Below are 18,785 nucleotides of genomic sequence, written 5' to 3'. Positions count from 1 at the left end.
TCGCTCTTGTTGTATCGAGCCGGAATTGCACCGCACCCTTTTGAGGCGTATCCGACCCGTATTGGCTTGTTATTGGGTCAATTGGCGCAATGGACTGTTCTGTGACAGCCTTCGCGTGCAGAGGGTGTTACCGTCACGGCCTGCCCTTTGCATCACAGGTGTAGTTGCAAACCGCGTACCAAATTTTCTGGCTGTAGCGTTTAAGCGCTCGTCAAGTAGGAAAAGTTGTATCGTTGCGACATTCTTTTTCCGACAATCATTTCCGGTGCTTTGTTTTCACGCACGCCATAACAAGACCCGCACACTTTCGGAGCAGTCATGACCAACCCGCTGATTCTCGAACCACAGAAAACCGCTGACGCCTGTGTGATCTGGTTGCACGGTCTGGGGGCCGACCGTTACGACTTCCTACCTGTGGCCGAATTCATGCAGGAGCGCTTGCTCAGCACACGCTTCATCATGCCCCAGGCACCGACCCGCCCCGTGACCATCAACGGCGGCTATGCCATGCCCAGCTGGTATGACATCAAGGCCATGACCCCGGCCCGTGCCATCGACGAAGCGCAGCTGGAAGAATCTGCCGAGCAGGTGGTTGCCCTGATCAAGGCCGAACAGGCCAAAGGCATCGACCTGACGCGAATCTTCCTGGCCGGCTTCTCCCAGGGCGGCGCGGTGGTGCTGCACACTGCCTATATAAAGTGGCAGGAAGCACTGGGCGGGGTGATCGCCCTGTCCACCTATGCCCCGACGTTCAATGACCAGCACCAGTTGAGTGCCTGCCAGCAACGCACCCCGGCCCTGTGCCTGCATGGCGTGCATGACTCGGTGGTCATCCCGTCCATGGGCCGTACCGCCTTCGAGTACCTGAACACCTGGGGCGTCGCTGCCCGCTGGTACGAATACCCGATGGAACACGAAGTGGTGGTCGAAGAACTGAACGATATCCACGACTGGCTGAGCAAGCAGCTGCAATAGGCAGCCTCGCTTGTAGTTGTGGGCGTATTCCGCTACGCCGCGCCCGGATCTTGCATTACACTGCCCGGCGTACATTCCTTAATCAGTTGATGAGACGACCGTGCTCAAAGCACTCAGAAAAATATTCGGCAAGGGAGAGGCCGCGCCACAAGCCGCCGCTCCTGCTGCCAGCGTGACGCCGGAAGCCCGGCCCGCGGCAAAACCGGCCGCACCACATGCCAACCCCGCCCCCAAGGCCGAGCAACCTGCCGCCGCGACGCCACCTGCCGAACAACCGGCCAAGGACAAACCGCGCCGCGAACGCAAGCCCAAGCCGCAGGCCAGCCTGTGGAAGCCCGAAGACTTCGTGGTCGAGCCGCAGGAAGGCAAAACCCGCTTCCACGACTTCAAGCTGTCCAACGAGCTGATGCACGCCATCCACGACCTGGGCTTCCCGTACTGCACGCCGATCCAGGCGCAGGTCCTGGGTTACACCCTGCGTGGCCAGGACGCCATCGGCCGGGCCCAGACGGGTACCGGCAAGACGGCGGCCTTCCTGATCTCGATCATTTCCCAGTTGCAGCAGACGCCACCGCCTAAAGAACGCTACATGGGCGAACCGCGCGCGCTGATCATCGCCCCCACCCGCGAGCTGGTGGTGCAGATCGCCAAGGACGCCGCTGCCCTGACCAAGTACACCGGCCTGAACGTGATGAGCTTCGTCGGTGGCATGGACTTCGACAAGCAGCTCAAAGCCCTGGAAGCGCGCCACTGCGATATCCTGGTGGCTACCCCGGGCCGCCTGCTGGACTTCAACCAGCGTGGCGAAGTGCACCTGGACATGGTCGAGGTGATGGTGCTTGACGAAGCCGACCGCATGCTCGACATGGGCTTCATCCCCCAGGTCCGCCAAATCATTCGTCAGACACCGCCGAAAAGCGAGCGCCAGACCCTGCTGTTCTCCGCCACCTTCACCGACGATGTGATGAACCTGGCCAAGCAGTGGACCACCAACCCGGCCATCGTCGAGATCGAGCCGGAGAACGTGGCCAGCGAAACGGTGGAGCAGCACGTGTATGCGGTGGCCGGCAGCGACAAGTACAAACTGTTGTACAACCTGGTGACCCAGAACAAGTGGGAACGGGTGATGGTGTTCGCCAACCGCAAGGACGAAGTGCGGCGCATCGAGGAAAAGCTGGTACGCGACGGTATCAATGCGGCCCAGCTGTCGGGCGACGTGCCGCAGCACAAGCGCATCAGAACCCTGGAGAGCTTCCGCGAAGGGCGCATCACCGTGCTGGTGGCCACCGACGTGGCCGGGCGCGGGATCCATATCGATGGCATCAGCCACGTGATCAACTTCACCCTGCCGGAAGACCCTGACGACTACGTGCACCGCATTGGCCGTACCGGCCGTGCCGGCACCAGTGGTGTGTCGATCAGCTTTGCCGGTGAAGATGACTCGTATCAGCTGCCGGCGATCGAAGCGCTGCTGGGGCGCAAGATCAAGTGCGAGATGCCGCCGGATGAACTGCTCAAGCCGGTGCCGCGCAAGCATCACTGACCTTCAGCGCGCTACCTGCGCCCTGTGGGAGCGGCCTTGTGTCGCGATTGGGCCGCGCAGCGGCCCCGGGATTTCGGCTTTGATGCGCAGATTGTCGGGGGCCGCTACGCGGCCCTTTCGCGACACAAGGTCCCCCTGTAATCGATGGACTCGCCCCCGCCGAGGCATCACAGTGCCACGGTGGTGTTCGAAGAAGCCAACGGCAGCGAGGGCGAGACCATGAAAAAGCATAGTTCGAAACACGATTCCCTGTCTTCCACTGATGTGGAGCTTTGCACAACCATCTGCGTAGACCTGGCCAAACAGGTCTTCCAATTAGCAGGCGAGGACGCTACTGGTCGGGTGATCTACGAAGATCGCATCAAATCCCGCCAAGCGTTCCACGATTTCCTGCTCAGGCTGCCAACGACCGTGGCCGTCTTGATGGAGTGCGGTCCAGGTGCACAAGCCTGGGCCAGACTGCTGCAGGCCAAAGGTAATCCGGTTCGCATCCTGCCGGCGCAACGTGTCGCCGAACATCGCAGCGGTGCTAAGAACGATCGTAACGACTGCTATGCCATTTTGCGTGCCGGTCGCGATACGAGCATCGCTTCGATACCGATCAAGAGCACCACAGCACTGGCTATTCAAGCGCTGCACCGTATCCGGCGCGGTAACATCAAGCGACATACCGCGCTGGGTAATCAGATCCGTGGTTTGCTACTCGAGCATGGCGTATCCATGCCCCAGGGCGATGCCGCGATCAATAAGCATGTGCCTCAGGCGCTTGAGGATGCTTCCTTGCCTCTACCCGACCTGTTGCGCGAGTTGCTCGATGAGTTGCTGATGGACTGGTTGTCTCTAGGTGAACGCATAACGGCGCTGAGCCGCCGGCTCGAAGCGACTGCCCAAGAGGATAAAGTCGCTCAGCGACTGATCACCATTCGTGGCGTCGGCCCTATCATTGCCACGGCGATCGTGGCGAAACAGACCGACCCCAGCCGCTTCGCCAGTGGCCGAATGTATTCCGCCTTCTTCGGTATCGTGCCCGATCAGCACAGCAGCGGAAACAAAATCAGATTGGGCAAGATGAGCAAGCGCGGTGACGGCTACATACGCAGCCTGATGATCCAGGGCGCGCATGCTGTCTTGAGTCAGTTAAGGCCTGATTCCGATCAGCCAGATGATCGCCGCCTCTTGCGCTGGCTATCCCGCCTTGGGCGCAAGGAGGCGGCGATCAGGCTGGCTAATCGAAATCTGCGGATTATCTGGGCCCTGTTACAGAGCGATCAGGTTTACCAACGCAAACCGAACGAAAAACCGGAGGCGGCTATGAGCCTCTGACCAACCGGGTAATGCCACCGGGGCGCTAGGCGCTCCAACCCCTGCTAGTGAACATTGACCCTAGGTAAGACCGTCGCAGACCGATGCCTCCGCTCCTACAGGCCTGATAGTGGCCTCCATGTAAACGGCACACTGCGAGCTCACCACGATGTTGGCCAGAAGCAAAAAGCTTCCTCGAACAGGCCTGATACATAGATGCAACCGGGTTCCTATGTTCAAAAAAGCAGCTAGACAGTGTGGGCGAGTCCATACATAGGAGCGGGTTTACCCGCGAATACGGTAGTGGCGGCAACGGTGAACGGCGGGTGGAGATTGGCCAGCAGGGCCGGCCCTTTCGCGGGTAAACCCGCTCCTACAGGCGACCGGTGGCGCCTTGATTACCAGCGCCCAGCCGCATCCTGGTCACTCTGCCGCCCCTCCACCCACCTTGGCCCTTCCTGGGTATTCTCCTTCTTCCAGAACGGCGCCCGGGTCTTCAGGTAGTCCATGATGAAGTTGCAGGCATCGAACGCCGCCTGCCGATGGGCACTGGCCACCCCTACGAACACAATCGGTTCGCCCGGCTCCAGCGCACCGATGCGGTGCAGCACCTCCACCTTCAATAGCGGCCAACGCTGCTCGGCCTCGACCACGATCTTGGCCAGGGCCTTTTCGGTCATGCCCGGATAGTGTTCGAGGAACATCCCCGCCACTTCGCGGCCATCGTTGAAATCCCGCACATAGCCGACAAAACCGACCACCGCGCCCACGCCCACATTGGCTGCATGCATGGCATTGGTCTCAGCCCCCGGGTCGAACGCGCCTTCCTGCACTCGCACAGCCATGTTCAGCCTCCGGTCACCGGTGGGAAGAACGCCACTTCATCGCCCTCTTCCAGCGGTTCATCGAGCTTGCACAGCTCTTCGTTGCGCGCGCACATCAGGTTCTGCTCGGCCAGAACTTCATACTGCCCGCCCTTGGCTACCAAGGCCTGGCGCACATCATCGAGCACCTTGAACGCCCCCTCCACCCGCTCGGCATCCACGCCCAACAGTTCGCGGTAACGGGCGAAGTACATCACCTTGACCTTCATCACGCCTCCACCTTGTAATGGCCACTCTTGCCACCGAGTTTTTCCAGCAGGCGCACCTGCTCGATGACCATACCTTTATCCACAGCCTTGCACATGTCATAGATCGTCAGCGCGGCCACGCTGGCGGCGGTCAGCGCCTCCATCTCCACACCGGTCTGCCCGGCCAGCTTGCAGCGGGCGACGATGCGCACGGCATCCTGCCCCTCGGCGCTGAGCTCGACCTTGACGCTGGTGAGCATCAGCGGGTGGCACAGCGGAATCAGGTCGCTGGTTTTTTTCGCCGCCTGTATCCCGGCAATGCGCGCCACGGCGAACACGTCACCCTTGGGGTGTTCACCGTCGACGATCATCTGCAAGGTCTGCGGCAACATGCGCACCCGCGCCTCGGCGGTAGCCTCGCGCTCGGTCACGGCCTTTTCAGTGACGTCGACCATGTTGGCCCGCCCCTGGGAATCAAGATGTGTCAGCACTGCTCTGCTCCTGTGAAGGGAGTTCGCAGTGTAAACCTGTGGGTCAGGTTTGAGCAGAGGTATGTGTCGGCAGGTTTGGCCTCTTCGCAGGCACGCCCGCTCCCACAGGAGCTCCACGGCCTCGAATCAAGTGGAGATCCTGTGAACGGGCGTGTCCACGAGGAGGCCGGGCAGTAATCTGCCCGGCTACAGGGTTTACAAATGAGACTCGGCGTACTCGGCCAGCACCGAGCGAGGCACGCCCTGCAGGGTGATGTGCACGCCATGGGGGAAGTCCTTGAAGCGCTCGGTCAGGTAGGTCAGGCCCGAGCTGGTCGCGGACAGGTAGGGGGTGTCGATCTGCGCCAGGTTACCCAGGCAGACCACCTTGGACCCGGAGCCGGCACGGGTGATGATGGTTTTCATCTGGTGCGGCGTCAGGTTCTGGCACTCGTCAATCAGGATCAGGCTCTGCTGGAAGCTACGGCCACGGATGTAGTTCAGCGACTTGAACTGCAGCGGCACGCGCTCAAGGATGTATTCGACGCTGCCATGGGTGCTTTCGTCATCCATGTGCAAGGCTTCGAGGTTGTCGGTGATGGCGCCCAGCCACGGCTCCATCTTCTCTGCTTCGGTACCCGGCAGGAAGCCAATCTCCTGGTCCAGCCCCTGCACGCTGCGGGTGGCGATGATGCGCCGGTAGCGCTTGCTGACCATGGTTTGCTCGATGGCCGCAGCCAGCGCCAGGATGGTTTTACCGGAGCCGGCGGCGCCGGTCAGGTTCACCAGGTGGATATCCGGGTCCAGCAGGGCGAACAACGCCAGGCTTTGGTGAATGTCGCGTGGTTTCAGGCCCCAGGCTTCCTGGTGCAGCAATGGCTCCTGGTGCAGGTCGAGCAGCAACAGTTCGTCGTCACGAATGCCCTTGATCCACCCGACGAAACCCTGCTCATCGATGATGAACTCGTTGACGTGCACGGCTGGCAGGTTGTCGATCATCTGCACCCGATGCCAGGTGCGGCCGCGCTCCTGGCGGGTATCGACCTTGCTCACGCGGTCCCAGAACGAGCCGGTGACCGAATGGTAGCCCTTGGACAGCAAGGACACGTCATCGACCAGTTGGTCGGTGCTGTAGTCCTCAGCCGCTATACCGCAAGCGCGCGCCTTCAGGCGCATGTTGATGTCTTTGGTGACCAGCACGACGTCCAGGTCGGTGCGCCGGGCCCGGACTTCGAGCAACTGGTTGATGATGATGTTGTCGTTGAGGTTTTCCGGCAGCAGCTTGTTCGGCTCGTTGCGCGGGGTCATCAGGATGGACAGGAACCCCTTGGGGCCGCTCTTGTTGCGCTGGATCGGTACGCCCTGCTCGACATCGCTGGGCGAAGCGTCACCGAGGGTCTGGTCTATCAGGCGGATGGCCTGGCGGCATTCGGCGGCGATGCTCTGTTTGCCGGTCTTGAGCTTGTCGAGTTCCTCCAGCACCGTCATCGGGATGGCGACATGGTGCTCCTCGAAGTTCAGTAACGCGTTAGGGTCGTGAATCAGGACGTTGGTATCGAGCACATACAGGATTGGCTTGCTGGAGGAAGGGTTGCGTCCTTGGTCATCCATACTCGGTCACCTTATGTCGAAGCCACACGGCGTGGTCTGTTACGCCGCAGAGTGACTGCCGCTGTCCCCGTATCCGCGTTGTTACGGGCGGGAAGCGAACCTGGCTAGGTGGGCCTGGATGACGCCACCTGTGCTGCAGGAATCGGCTGTCTGGTTTCTTCATACCGCAAAAACCATGACCGAAAAAAGCACTTTTACGCATTTTTGAAGTTTATTTTTCCGATTGACGAAGAGGCCTTGGCGCCAGCGTCAGAGGGGACTACGCTCAGAAGTCATACCCTCTATTCGCGGTATCCATATTCCCGGCAATCCTCCCAGCCGATGCCGCTTTGCGCGGTATTGCGCAACAGCCAATCCACCGCCGGCTGCGCCTTGGGAAGGCTGTCATGAAACTGGATCACGCCCTTGCGCCACAACAGCATCAGGGTCAATACGCGCTGTGCGGACGCCTCTGCGCTCAATGCACCGTCATCCTGGGCATCGATGTCCCACAACGATACCCGCAACTTCTGGCGGGCCATGAACGCCTCGCCGTCAGCCCGGCGCTGGCCATAAGGTGGGCGGAACAGCGGCACATACTGCTCGGGCAGATCAGCCTGCACCCGCGCCTGGCTGCGCCGCAGCGAATCCTGCCAGTCGGTCCACTGCGCATGGGAGCGGTACTCCCAACCCTGGATGCCCACGCACTGCCCGCCATAGAGCAGGCGCAAGGCGTGTGCCGAGGCGCCATCACGGCGTTGCTGCAAGCGGTTACCAAGCGTGAAGAACGTGCCTTCGAGCTTTTGCCGGCGCAGGTAATCGGTGAGTAGATCCGTACTGCCCCCCTCGGGCCCGGGCCCACCGACAAAGGTCAGCAGGAACATGCGGTCGTTCAGTTCGTCACCCTTGCGCTCACGCGAAGACAGCCGCTCGATTTCGCTGCTGGTCTGCGGCAGCAACGCCGCCTTGCGCAGTTGCTCGTCCAGGTAGCGGACATGGAACTGGTGGCTCGGCTCGATCCAGCCGGTATAGAACGCACCGACATCGGTAGCGAACGTCGCCGCTTGTGTGCGCAACTCCGCCATGGACGTAACCGGGTAGCAGAATGATGCATCCTGCTCACAGCTGCGCTGCGCCTGTTGATACCCCTCCCACAACCGCTGCCACATGCGCGCCCGAACCTGGCGCACCTTCTGCAGGTTGATCTGCCGCAACCCCAGCCGGGCCGCCAGGCTTGCGTCATCCAGCAACTCGCTTTCGTGCAGCGCTTGAGCGAACGAAAGGATTTCTGCCCGAGAGGCCACATCGAACAGCGCCGGGCTGTCCAGCTGTTCGGGCCACAGGCTGCGGTCCAGGCTGACCTGAGGTGAAGGGGCGGCTTGCACGGCCAGGCTCAGCAGGCCGGCCAGCAAGGCAGAAGCAATGCGCACAGTGGAAGGCTCCGCAACGGCAAAACGCGAACTATAGCGTCTGCACCGACCATGGGCTGTGACTATCGTCGCCATAGTTTGGACTTGTACCGCCCACCCCGTAGAATCCTCGGCCAACGATGCCAGGAGCCGACCCGATGCTGACGGTGATTTCCCCCGCCAAGACCCTCGACTACGACACCCCGCCAGTGACCGAGCGTTTCACCCTGCCCCAGTACCTGGATGAATCCCAGGCCCTGATCCAGCAGCTGCGCGAACTGTCGCCGGCGCAGATCAGCGAGCTGATGCACCTGTCCGACAAGCTCGCCGGCCTGAATGCTGCGCGCTTTGGCAGCTGGACCCCAGACTTCACCCCGGCCAATGCCAAGCAGGCGCTGCTGGCGTTCAAGGGTGACGTGTACACCGGCCTCGATGCCCAGAGCCTGAGTGAAGACGACTTCAGCTACGCTCAGGGCCACCTGCGCATGCTCTCGGGCCTATATGGCCTGCTGCGCCCGCTCGACCTGATGCAGCCCTACCGCCTGGAGATGGGCACCAAGCTGGCCAACGCCCGCGGCAAGGACCTGTACGCCTTCTGGGGCACGCGCATCAGCGAATGGCTGAACCAGGCCCTGGCCGACCAAGGCGATGACGTGCTGTTGAACCTGGCCAGTAACGAGTATTTCAGTGCAGTGAAACGCAGTGCACTGAAGGCCCGGGTGATTAACGTCGACTTCAAGGACCAGAAAAACGGCCAGTACAAGATCATCAGCTTCTACGCCAAGAAAGCCCGCGGCATGATGAGCCGCTTCGTCATCCAGCAGCGCATCAGCACCCCGGAACAGCTCAAGCAGTTCGATGCTCAGGGGTACTACTACAGTGCCGAGCAGTCCAAGCCGGACCATTTGGTGTTCCTGCGCGATCACCCCTCGGAGTGAGCCTGTCACGACCTCTTCGCGGCTGAAGCCGCGAAGAGGTCAGCCGCCGTGATCCGCCTCTGCCCTGCAACAGGGCACTGTGCAAACCGCCATCACGCCACGAATCCGACGCCAAAAATCCGTCGCACCTCCCTTTATCGCCAAACGCCATAAGACCGTTCATACCTTTTTTGACGAATTCTGAAAAAATTTTTCAGATGCTGGCATAAAAATATCTCGTAACAGTTACGTCCTTTATACACGGGGGTGAAACACCCGCGTGCTATCAATTTGAAACTGTCCGCAACTGAATAAATATTTAGAAATCTTTCATTCGGGCGAAACGGGCTCAGGAACTTCTGCCAACGCCAATCGCTCATAGTGCCGTAACGATTTTCCTGCCTACGGGCTGTGAGAGATGACTTACAGATGACAGCAGCGGGTATCCACTGCCCGCCATGAGAAAATCGACAGGGATCACGGAAACCTCTGAAGACCTTGTCCATGCAGGAGAGACGCGCCCCTTACAAATCGTCCTAGTGGTTGATTTCAAAGGATTTATTCACTTGAAAAAACAAGCACAGCAACGCGCCAAGTAGCGCATTGCAATAAAGACGGCTGCATTTCAGGGCACGTTTTTTAATGAATGGCTATTGAGTGCCAACTTTGAGCGCATAACTTTTTGCGTTCCGGATTTATTTTGCCTGCGCTCGGCGAAGTGTGCATTCGCCATGGATCCGTGCGCCCGAAAACTGTTGTTAATCAACCCAGCCCGGCTCTCTGCGGAGGCGTCGGCGTGATAAACACATGAGGTGATAGCGATGCGTATCAGCATCTTTGGTTTGGGTTATGTGGGTGCAGTCTGTGCAGGCTGCCTGACGGCGCGTGGCCATGAAGTGATCGGTGTGGACGTGTCCAGCACCAAGATCGACCTGATCAACCAGGGCAAGTCGCCCATCGTCGAACCTGGCCTGGAAGCACTGCTGCAACAGGGCATCGCCAATGGCCGTCTGCGCGGCACTACCGACTTCGCCGAAGCCATCCGTGCCAGCGATGTGTCGATGATCTGCGTGGGCACCCCCAGCAAGAAAAACGGCGACCTGGGCCTGGAGTACATCGAGTCCGTGTGCCGCGAAATCGGCTACGTGCTGCGTGACACCACGCGCCGTCACACCATCGTGGTGCGCAGCACCGTACTGCCTGGCACCGTCAAGAACGTGGTCATCCCGATCCTCGAAGATTGCTCGGGCAAGAAGGCCGGCGTCGACTTCGGCGTGGCGGTCAACCCGGAATTCCTGCGTGAAAGCACCGCCATCAAGGACTACGACCAGCCACCGATGACAGTGATCGGCGAACTGGACAGCGCCAGCGGTGACATCCTCCAGGCCCTGTACGAAGAGCTCGACGCCCCGATCATCCGCAAGCCGATCGAAGTGGCCGAGATGATCAAGTACACCTGCAACGTATGGCACGCCACCAAGGTCACCTTCGCCAACGAAATCGGCAACATCGCCAAGGCCGTGGGCGTCGATGGCCGCGAAGTGATGGACGTGGTCTGCCAGGACAAGGTCCTCAACCTGTCCCAGTACTACATGCGCCCTGGCTTTGCCTTCGGCGGCTCTTGCCTGCCCAAGGACGTACGCGCCCTCACCTACCGCGCCGCCAGCCTTGATGTCCGTGCACCGCTGCTCGACTCGCTGATGCGCAGCAACGAATCGCAGGTGCAGAACGCCTTCGAGCTGATCGAAGCCCACGACAAGCGCAAGGTCGCCCTGCTGGGGCTGAGCTTCAAGGCCGGCACCGACGACCTGCGCGAAAGCCCGCTGGTGGAACTGGCCGAGCGCCTGATCGGCAAGGGCTACCAGCTGGACATCTACGACGAGAACGTCCAGTACGCCCGTGTTCACGGCGCCAACAAGGATTACATCGAGTCGAAGATCCCGCACGTGTCGTCGCTGCTCAACGCCAACTTGCAGCAGGTGATCGACAACGCCGACATCATCGTCCTCGGCAACCGTGACGAGCAGTTCCGTGCGCTGGCCCTGCAAGCGCCAGCCGGCAAGCAGGTGATCGACCTGGTCGGCTTCATGAACAAACCGACCAGCACCACCGCCCGTACCGAAGGCATCTGCTGGTAAGTGCCCGGCCGGGCAGCGACGAGGCACTCGACAAGAGCCGCCTCCTCGCTGCCCACCCTTTCCCGAATTCTCGACGGATGCTGAACATGCAAAGGCTCCAGACAGTGCTGTTGCAGTGCGCCGGGTGGCTGCTCTACATGAGCCTGCTCATGCTGATCGCCCTGGCCCTGCCAGCTGATATCTTCGACTCGCAGTCGAAGCACTTCATCTTCCTGGTCGGCGCAGTCGGCATCTGGCGCTACTCCATGGGCGCCACCCATTTCATCCGCGGCATGATCTTCCTCTACGGCGTGTACCCGTACCTGCGCCGCAAGGTGCAGAAAATGGGTAATGCCACCGACCCGTCGCATGTCTACCTGATGGTCACCAGCTTCCGTATCGAAGCGCTGACTACCGCCCAGGTGTACAGCTCGGTGATCCGCGAGGCGATCAACTGCGGCTTCCCCACCACCGTGGTCTGCTCGCTGGTGGAAATGTCCGATGAACTGCTGGTCAAGAGCCTGTGGGCCAAGTACAACCCGCCGGCCCACGTGAAGCTGGACATCGTGCGTATTGCCGGTACCGGCAAGCGCGATGGCCTGGCCTACGGCTTCCGCGCCATCTCGCGCATGCTGCCGGACGAGAACGCCGTGGTGGCGGTGATCGACGGTGACACCGTGCTGGCCGACGGCGTGGTGCGCAAGACCGTGCCGTGGTTCAAGCTGTTCCCCAATGTGGGCGGCCTGACCACCAATGAATTCTGCGAAGTGCGCGGCGGCTACATCATGAGCGAGTGGCACAAGCTGCGCTTCGCCCAGCGCCACATCAACATGTGCTCGATGGCCCTGTCCAAGCGCGTACTGACCATGACCGGGCGCATGTCGATGTTCCGCGCCAGCGTGGTGACCAACCCCGAGTTCATCGCCGACGTCGAAAGCGACTCGCTGATGCACTGGCGCCTGGGCCGCTTCAAGTTCCTTACCGGGGACGACAAGTCCAGCTGGTTCAGCCTGATGCGCCTGGGCTACGACACCTTCTACGTGCCGGACGCCGCCATCAACACGGTCGAGCATCCGCCGGAAAAAAGCTTCCTCAAGGCCAGCCGCAAGCTGATGTACCGCTGGTACGGCAACAACCTGCGGCAGAACTCACGGGCACTGGGCCTTGGCCTGCGTCGCCTGGGGCTGTTCACCAGCATCGTGTTGTTCGACCAGCGCGTGTCGATGTGGACCAGCCTGCTGGGCCTGACCGTGGCGGTGATCGCCAGCCTCAAGTTCGGCATGGCCTTCTTGCTGGTGTACCTGCTGTGGATCGGCATCACCCGCCTGATCCTCACCATCATGCTGCTGTGCTCCGGCCACAACGTAGGCCCGGCCTACCCGCTGATTCTCTATTACAACCAGATCATCGGCGCGCTGATGAAGATCTACGTGTTCTTCCGCCTCGACAAGCAGTCGTGGACGCGTCAGCCCACTGCCCTCAAGCGTGACCTCGCCAGCTTTCAACAATGGTTCAACACCTGGTCCTCGCGGACCATGACCTTCTCGGCTGCCAGCATCTTCGTTGCTGTGCTGTTCATGGTCGTGTGAGCCCAACCCGGATCGGATCTAACAGGAACAAACCACCATGAATACCGCCGTGAACGTCAATGTCGTGCATGAGTCCGAAGCCCAGCGCCAACACGCCCGGGTACGCATTCCCGCCAAGCTGCGGTTCCTGGATGCCCAGCGCCAGGTCCACGAAGTCAAGGTCGAAGACCTTTCTGCCGGCGGCCTGAGCTTCCACGCCAAGCAACCGCAGTCGGTGGGCGATGTGCTGCGCGGGCGCCTGCAGTTCGTGGTCGACAACCTGGGCCTGTCGATGGACATCGAGTTCCAGGTGCGCTCGTACAACCCGGACAATGGCCGTATCGGTGCGCAGTTCCAGAACCTTGAACCTCGCGACATCGCCACGTTGCGGCACATCATCACCAGCCACCTGTCGGGTGAGCTGATCAGCATCGGCGACGTCCTCAGCACCCTGCAGCGTGACAACTTCACCAAGGCGCGCAAGCAGAAGGACGGTGGGTCGGGCCTGAGCGCCTTCGGCCGCTTCAAGGCAGTCACCGTCACACTGGGCGTGTTCGTGGTCGGCGTTGCGGCCTTCGGCTTCGTCGCCAAATCGTTGTATGGCATGTATTTCGTCAGCCACGCCGAAGCCGGTGTGGTCGCAGTGCCAACCACCAACGTCACCATGCCGCGCGACGGTACCGTAAGCAGCCTGGTCGAAAGCGGTGGGCAGATCGCCAAGGGCGCGCCACTGGCCAGCTTCACCACCAGCATGCTGGACATGCTCAAGGGCAACCTTGAAGACGCACAGCTGGAGCCGGCGAAGATCGAGGAACTGTTCGGCAAGCAGCTGTCCGGCACCCTCACCAGCCCTTGCGATTGCGTGGTCGCGCGCCAGTTGGTGGACGACGGCCAGTACGCCGCCAAGGGCCAGCCAATCTTCCAGCTGATCCCACGCACCACCACCCCGATGGTCGAGGCGCGCTTCAGCTACCGCCAGTTCGACGAGGTCAAGCCGGGTACCCGGGTCAACTTCCAGGTGGCCGGCGAAGACGAAGTGCGCACCGGTCAGATCGTCAGCAGCACCAGCCTCAACAGCGAAGACCTGTCCTCCGACATCCGCGTGCAGATCAAGCCAGACAGCGGCCTGCCCGCCGAACTGGCCGGCCGCCCGGCCTCGGTCAACAGCGACCGTGGCCCATCGCTGAACTGGCTGATCGACAAAGCCGTGGCCCGTGGCCTGTGAGGGACGGACAATGATCTCTGATACCAACACCTATCCTGTGGGAGCGGGCATGCCCGCGAAGAGGCCAGCAGGGACAGCATCGTCGGCCATGCCAATTCGCGGGCTTGCCCGCTCCCACAGGGTCCGCGTGAATCTGGGATTGTGTGCACTGGCCGCCGCCATCACGTTGGCCGGCTGTGCCGGCCTGCCCGACCAGCGCCTGGCCAACGAGGCCATGAAGCGCGGTGACACGGCATTGGCCGAGCGCAACTACAAGGCGCTGGCCGACCTGGGCTACAGCGAAGCGCAAGTCGGCCTGGCGGACATCAAGGTGGCCACCCGCGACCCCTCGCAAATCAAGGAAGCCGAGGCCACCTATCGCGCTGCGGCCGCCACGTCGCCACGCGCCCAGGCACGCCTTGGCCGCCTGTTGGTGGCCAAGCCGGACAGCACCCAGGCCGAACGTGAGGAAGCCGAAACCCTGCTCAAGCAGGCCGCGCAACAGGGCCAAAGCAATACCCTGATTCCGCTGGCAATGCTCTACCTCAGCTACCCGCAGAGTTTCCCCAAGGTCAACGCGCAGCAGCAGATCGACCAGTGGCGCGCCGCCGGCAACCCGGAAGCGGGCCTGGCCCAGGTGCTGCTGTACCGCACCCAGGGCACCTATGACCAGCACCTGGGTGAAGTGGAAAAGATTTGCAAGGCCGCGCTGAACACCACCGACATCTGCTACGTCGAACTGGCCACCGTGTACCAGAAACGTGGCCAGGCCGATCAGCAAGCCGCCCTGCTCGGCCAGCTGAAATCCGCCTATGCCCGTGGCGCCGTACCGGCCACCCGGGTTGACAGCGTGGCCCGGGTGCTGGCCGACCGTAGCCTTGGCCAGACCGACGAAAAAACCGCCAAGGAGCTGCTCGAGCAAGTAGCCCCGGCCAACCCGGCGTCCTGGGTCAGCCTGGCACAGCTGGTATACGACTTCCCCGAACTGGGCGACACCGACCAGTTGATGGCTTACATCGACAAAGGCCGCGAAGCTGAACAGCCCCGCGCCGAACTGCTGCTGGGCCGTCTGTACTACGAAGGCAAAACCCTGCCAGCCGACGCTCAAAAAGCCGAGCAGCACCTGCAAGCCGCAGCCGAAGCCGGTGAGATCAGCGCCCATTACTACCTGGGCCAGCTTTACCGCCGCGGCTACCTGGGCAATGTCGAGCCGCAGAAGGCCGTCGACCACCTGCTGGCCGCCGCCCGTGGCGGGCAGAACAGCGCCGACTATGCCCTGGCCCAGCTGTTCAGCGAGGGTCACGGCATCCGCCCGCAACCGGGCAACGCCTGGGTGTTCGCCCAGCTGTCGCAGGCCAACCCGACGCCGCAATCAGCCGAACTGCTGCAGCAGCTCGACCAGCAACTGACACCTGACCAGCGCAACCAGACCCAGCAACTGCTGGACCAGGAAAAGCGTGCACGCGGCAGCATGGCGCAGGGCGCGAACAGCACCCTGGCCCTCGAAGCCTTGCAAGACGACGAAAAAGAAGTAGACGGTGAGGACTCGCTATGACGCTCAATCCCTTCGTGAAAGCCGGCATCGGCCTGAGCTTCGCCCTGCTGTGGTCCTGCCCGACCCTGGCGGAAATGACCGCTGAAAAAAACTTCGGCCTGGACGTGAAAATCACCGGCCAGTCGGAAGACGACCGTGACCTCGGCACCCGCTCTGGCGGCGACGTCAACGGCCTGGGTCTGGATCTGCGCCCGTGGGTGTATGGCGAGCGCGGTAACTGGAGTGCCTACGCCATGGGCCAGGCAGTCGCTGCGACCGACACCATCGAAACCGACACCTTGCGCCAGAACGACGACGGCACCAGCACCGACACCGGCGACGACAGCCGCCAACCAGACAAAAGCTACCTGGCCATGCGCGAGTTCTGGGTCGGCTACAGCGGCCTTACCGCCTACCCTGGCGAGCAGCTGCGCTTCGGTCGCCAGCGCCTGCGCAGCGACGATGGCATGTGGCGCGATACCAACATCGAAGCGCTGAACTGGACCTTCGACACCACGCTGCTCAAGGCCGACCTTGGCGTAGCCCAGCGTTTCAGCGAATACCGCACCGACCTCACCGAACTGGCCCCGGAAGACAAGGACCGCACACACATCTACGGCAACGTCGCCACGCAGTGGACCCCTGGCCACTGGGTTGGCCTGCGCGCTCACCACACACATGACAGCGGCAGCCTGAAGAGCCCCGGCGAAACGGTCGACGCGCTGGACAAGACCCGCACTGGCGACCTCACCTGGCTGGGTCTGGAGGCCAACAGCGACGCCTACAACTGGCGCAACGACCACACCGTGAATTACTGGGGCAGCGTCACCTGGCTGACCGGTGACCGCGACAAGCTGAGCACCCAGCAGGTGGGCGACGACCAGGTCGCCACCGGCAAGCAGAGCGGTGACGTCAACGCCTGGGCAACCGACCTCGGTATCCGCCTGCGCCTGGACCCGCAATGGCAGGTCGGCGCTGCCTACGCCCGGGGTAGCGGCGGCGGCGGCGATGACGGTTCGAACAACTTCGAGCAGACCGGCCTGGAGAGCAACCGCTCCAACTTCACCGGCACCCGCTCGCGCGTGCATCGCTTCGGCGAAGCGTTCCGCGGCGAACTGGGCAACCTGCAGGCCGCCACCCTGTTCGCTTCGTGGCAGCTGCGCGACGACTACGACGCCAGCCTGATCTACCACAAGTTCTGGCGTGTCGACGGTAACCAGAACATCGGTTCCAGCGGTATCAACGCGGTGGTCGACGACAACGGCGTGAACCGTCAGCTGGTCGACGGCGAGAAGGACCTTGGACAGGAAATGGACGTGGTCGTAACCAAGTACTTCAAGCAAGGCCTGCTACCGGCTTCGATGAGCCAGGCAATCGACGAGCCGTCAGCCCTGGTGCGCCTGCGTGCCGGTGTATTCAAGCCGGGCGACGCCTACGGCAAGGAAACGGACTCGTACATGCACCGCGCCTTCGTCGACGTCATCTGGCGCTTCTGAGGCCGTAGGGGACTGACCGTGATGAACCTTCACCCGCACTTACGTCACAGCCTGTTGGCCAGTGCCTTGCTGCTGGCAAGCGGCCTGGCCACTGCCGCAGAGCCCCAGGTGATCGCCAAGGAGCTGCAGCAGGCCAAGACCTATACGGTGGCCAGCGCACCGATCGAACCGCTGCAGATGGACCCGCCAAAGCTGCCCGACCTCACCGGTTTCACGGCCGAGGCGGTGCAGAAGAAAATCGACCGCCGCCACAAGGGCAAGGTCAGCCTGCGCCGTATGTTCCAGGAGGACACCCTCAAGGAGTTCGTCGGCGGCGACAACAAGGCCGCCGAGTGGGTGCAGCGCCAGCACGGCATCCCGCAGGCGATCTTCGTCGATGACGGCCATGTCGACCTGACCGAGTTGAGCAAGAAGGTGCCCAAACAGTACTTCAGCGAAGTCGAGCCTGGGGTTTACCTGGCACGCCTGCCGATCGTGGTCGGGCAAAAGGGCATCCTCGAGATCGACGGCAAGGTCAAACAGCTGCGCCTGTCCCAGGAGGGCGGCGCATTTCTGGTCAATGACGGCAAGCTGTTCGTAACCGACACCCAGGTGACCGGCTGGCGGGAAAAGGACAACGGCCCGGCGACCTTCCGCTCGCCCAAGGAATTCCGCCCGTTCCTGCTGTCGTGGGGCGGCACCGAGACCTACATCGTCAATACGAAGATGGCCAGCTTCGGCTACGCCAAGTCCAAGTCGTATGGCGTAAGCATCTCGCAGTACACGCCGAACATGGCCAAGCGCATGGGCCGCCCGGAGCCCACCGGCTGGATCATCGGTTCGGAGTTCAGCGACATGTGGTACGGCTTCTACTGCTACGAAACCCAGGACTTCGTGATCAAGGACAGCACCTACCGCGACAACATCGTCTACGGCATCGACCCGCACGACCGTTCGCATCGCCTGATCATCGCCGGCAACACGGTGTACGGCACCAAGAAGAAGCACGGCATCATCGTTTCGCGTGAGGTCAACGACAGCTGGATCATCAACAACAAGAGCTACGACAACAAGCTCTCGGGCGTGGTGATCGACCGTAACAGCGTCAACAACCTGGTGGCCTACAACGAGATCTACCGCAACCACACCGACGGCATCACCCTGTACGAAAGCGGCGACAACCTGATCTGGGGCAACAAGCTGGTCAACAACCGCCGCCACGGCATCCGCGTGCGGAACAGCGTGAACATCCGCCTGTATGAAAACGTCGCCATGGCCAACGGCCTGGTCGGCGTATACGGCCACATCAAGGACCTGTCCGACACCGACCGCGACATCGCCCTCGACCCGTTCGACACCAAGGTGTCGCTGATCGTGGTGGGTGGCGAGCTGTCGGCCAACGGCTCCGGCCCGCTGTCGATCGACTCGCCGCTGTCGGTCGAGCTGTACAAGGTGTCCATGCTCGCCCCACGCAAGGCCAGCGGCATCAGCCTCAATGGTGTGCTGGGTGAGCGCCAGGACGAAATCCTCGACCTGCTGGTACGCCAGCAGAAGGCTGTGCTGATCGACCCGGTCGAACGCCAGACCGAAATGATCGATTAAGGAAGCC

Annotated in this window: 15 protein-coding genes; 10 read left to right on the top strand and 5 right to left on the bottom strand. The window is 61.8% G+C overall.

Features of this window, described 5'->3' with window-relative positions; all coding sequences use genetic code 11:
• The first annotated feature begins 318 nt into the window (after positions 1–318).
• The 3 genes from C4Q27_RS16490 (at position 319) to C4Q27_RS16480 (ending at position 3,841) form a co-directional block, all read left to right on the top strand.
• On the top strand, positions 319–975 hold the full coding sequence (locus tag C4Q27_RS16490) for an alpha/beta hydrolase (protein WP_010952423.1): 657 nt from the start codon (positions 319–321) through the stop codon (positions 973–975).
• Between the two features lie 100 nt (positions 976–1,075).
• Positions 1,076–2,518: an ATP-dependent RNA helicase RhlB gene (gene rhlB / locus C4Q27_RS16485; RefSeq protein ID WP_003251780.1), complete on the top strand. Its 1,443-nt coding sequence runs from the start codon at positions 1,076–1,078 to the stop codon at positions 2,516–2,518.
• A gap of 264 nt (positions 2,519–2,782) precedes the next feature.
• On the top strand, positions 2,783–3,841 hold the full coding sequence (locus C4Q27_RS16480) for an IS110-like element ISPpu11 family transposase (protein ID WP_104887826.1): 1,059 nt from the start codon (positions 2,783–2,785) through the stop codon (positions 3,839–3,841).
• 377 nt (positions 3,842–4,218) lie between these two features.
• Here the strand turns inward: C4Q27_RS16480 and moaE are convergent, their stop codons facing one another.
• The 5 genes from moaE to C4Q27_RS16455 all read right to left on the bottom strand — a co-directional run bounded on the left by moaE (position 4,219) and on the right by C4Q27_RS16455 (position 8,382).
• Positions 4,219–4,665, bottom strand: coding sequence for a molybdopterin synthase catalytic subunit MoaE (moaE, locus tag C4Q27_RS16475; RefSeq protein ID WP_010952421.1), 447 nt, complete (start codon positions 4,663–4,665; stop codon positions 4,219–4,221).
• Between the two features lie 2 nt (positions 4,666–4,667).
• Positions 4,668–4,913, bottom strand: a complete 246-nt coding sequence (moaD, locus tag C4Q27_RS16470; protein WP_003251777.1) for a molybdopterin converting factor subunit 1 — start codon at positions 4,911–4,913, stop codon at positions 4,668–4,670.
• The gene (moaC, locus tag C4Q27_RS16465; protein ID WP_003251775.1) at positions 4,913–5,383 is read right to left on the bottom strand and encodes a cyclic pyranopterin monophosphate synthase MoaC; all 471 of its coding nucleotides are present in this window, start codon (positions 5,381–5,383) and stop codon (positions 4,913–4,915) included. Before moaC ends, moaD begins: the two co-directional genes overlap by 1 nt.
• 195 nt (positions 5,384–5,578) lie before the next feature.
• A complete protein-coding gene (locus C4Q27_RS16460; RefSeq protein ID WP_003251772.1) occupies positions 5,579–6,973 on the bottom strand; it encodes a PhoH family protein in 1,395 nt (464 codons plus the stop codon).
• Between the two features lie 281 nt (positions 6,974–7,254).
• Positions 7,255–8,382 (bottom strand): polysaccharide deacetylase family protein, encoded by a 1,128-nt coding sequence (locus C4Q27_RS16455; RefSeq protein ID WP_104887082.1) that lies wholly within the window; start codon positions 8,380–8,382, stop codon positions 7,255–7,257.
• Between the two features lie 137 nt (positions 8,383–8,519).
• Here C4Q27_RS16455 and yaaA point away from each other — a divergent pair, with 137 nt between their 5' ends.
• The 7 genes from yaaA to algG all read left to right on the top strand — a co-directional run bounded on the left by yaaA (position 8,520) and on the right by algG (position 18,778).
• Positions 8,520–9,299: a peroxide stress protein YaaA gene (gene yaaA / locus C4Q27_RS16450; RefSeq protein WP_104887081.1), complete on the top strand. Its 780-nt coding sequence runs from the start codon at positions 8,520–8,522 to the stop codon at positions 9,297–9,299.
• Positions 9,300–10,099: 800 nt separating this feature from the next.
• Positions 10,100–11,416, top strand: a complete 1,317-nt coding sequence (locus C4Q27_RS16445) for a nucleotide sugar dehydrogenase (protein ID WP_010952417.1) — start codon at positions 10,100–10,102, stop codon at positions 11,414–11,416.
• Between the two features lie 86 nt (positions 11,417–11,502).
• The gene (locus tag C4Q27_RS16440; RefSeq protein ID WP_003251762.1) at positions 11,503–12,984 is read left to right on the top strand and encodes a glycosyltransferase family 2 protein; all 1,482 of its coding nucleotides are present in this window, start codon (positions 11,503–11,505) and stop codon (positions 12,982–12,984) included.
• A 37-nt stretch (positions 12,985–13,021) separates the two neighbouring features.
• Positions 13,022–14,188, top strand: a complete 1,167-nt coding sequence (locus tag C4Q27_RS16435) for a PilZ domain-containing protein (RefSeq protein ID WP_020193026.1) — start codon at positions 13,022–13,024, stop codon at positions 14,186–14,188.
• Positions 14,189–14,276: 88 nt separating this feature from the next.
• Positions 14,277–15,722 carry an alginate biosynthesis TPR repeat lipoprotein AlgK gene (algK, locus tag C4Q27_RS16430; RefSeq protein WP_104887080.1) on the top strand — a complete coding sequence of 482 codons (1,446 nt, stop codon included), beginning with the start codon at positions 14,277–14,279 and terminating at the stop codon, positions 15,720–15,722.
• On the top strand, positions 15,719–17,197 hold the full coding sequence (locus C4Q27_RS16425; protein ID WP_064490718.1) for an alginate export family protein: 1,479 nt from the start codon (positions 15,719–15,721) through the stop codon (positions 17,195–17,197). The genes algK and C4Q27_RS16425 overlap by 4 nt, the downstream gene beginning before the upstream one ends.
• A 21-nt stretch (positions 17,198–17,218) precedes the next feature.
• A complete protein-coding gene (gene algG / locus C4Q27_RS16420; protein WP_003251754.1) occupies positions 17,219–18,778 on the top strand; it encodes a mannuronan 5-epimerase AlgG in 1,560 nt (519 codons plus the stop codon).
• Positions 18,779–18,785: the final 7 nt, after the last annotated feature.

Source organism: Pseudomonas sp. SWI36 (assembly GCF_002948105.1).
Taxonomy (GTDB): Bacteria; Pseudomonadota; Gammaproteobacteria; order Pseudomonadales; family Pseudomonadaceae; genus Aquipseudomonas; species Aquipseudomonas alloputida.
This window is presented reverse-complemented; position numbering and strand designations above follow the sequence as displayed.

Excerpts from the sequence above, each read along its gene's own strand:
- C4Q27_RS16490 (WP_010952423.1), top strand. The coding sequence starts at position 319 with ATGACCAACCCGCTGATTCTCGAACCACAGAAAACCGCTGACGCCTGT.
- moaE (WP_010952421.1), bottom strand. The coding sequence starts at position 4,665 with ATGGCTGTGCGAGTGCAGGAAGGCGCGTTCGACCCGGGGGCTGAGACC.
- moaD (WP_003251777.1), bottom strand. The coding sequence starts at position 4,913 with ATGAAGGTCAAGGTGATGTACTTCGCCCGTTACCGCGAACTGTTGGGC.
- C4Q27_RS16460 (WP_003251772.1), bottom strand. The coding sequence starts at position 6,973 with ATGGATGACCAAGGACGCAACCCTTCCTCCAGCAAGCCAATCCTGTAT.
- yaaA (WP_104887081.1), top strand. The coding sequence starts at position 8,520 with ATGCTGACGGTGATTTCCCCCGCCAAGACCCTCGACTACGACACCCCG.
- C4Q27_RS16445 (WP_010952417.1), top strand. The coding sequence starts at position 10,100 with ATGCGTATCAGCATCTTTGGTTTGGGTTATGTGGGTGCAGTCTGTGCA.
- C4Q27_RS16440 (WP_003251762.1), top strand. The coding sequence starts at position 11,503 with ATGCAAAGGCTCCAGACAGTGCTGTTGCAGTGCGCCGGGTGGCTGCTC.
- C4Q27_RS16435 (WP_020193026.1), top strand. The coding sequence starts at position 13,022 with ATGAATACCGCCGTGAACGTCAATGTCGTGCATGAGTCCGAAGCCCAG.
- algK (WP_104887080.1), top strand. The coding sequence starts at position 14,277 with ATGCCAATTCGCGGGCTTGCCCGCTCCCACAGGGTCCGCGTGAATCTG.
- C4Q27_RS16425 (WP_064490718.1), top strand. The coding sequence starts at position 15,719 with ATGACGCTCAATCCCTTCGTGAAAGCCGGCATCGGCCTGAGCTTCGCC.
- algG (WP_003251754.1), top strand. The coding sequence starts at position 17,219 with ATGAACCTTCACCCGCACTTACGTCACAGCCTGTTGGCCAGTGCCTTG.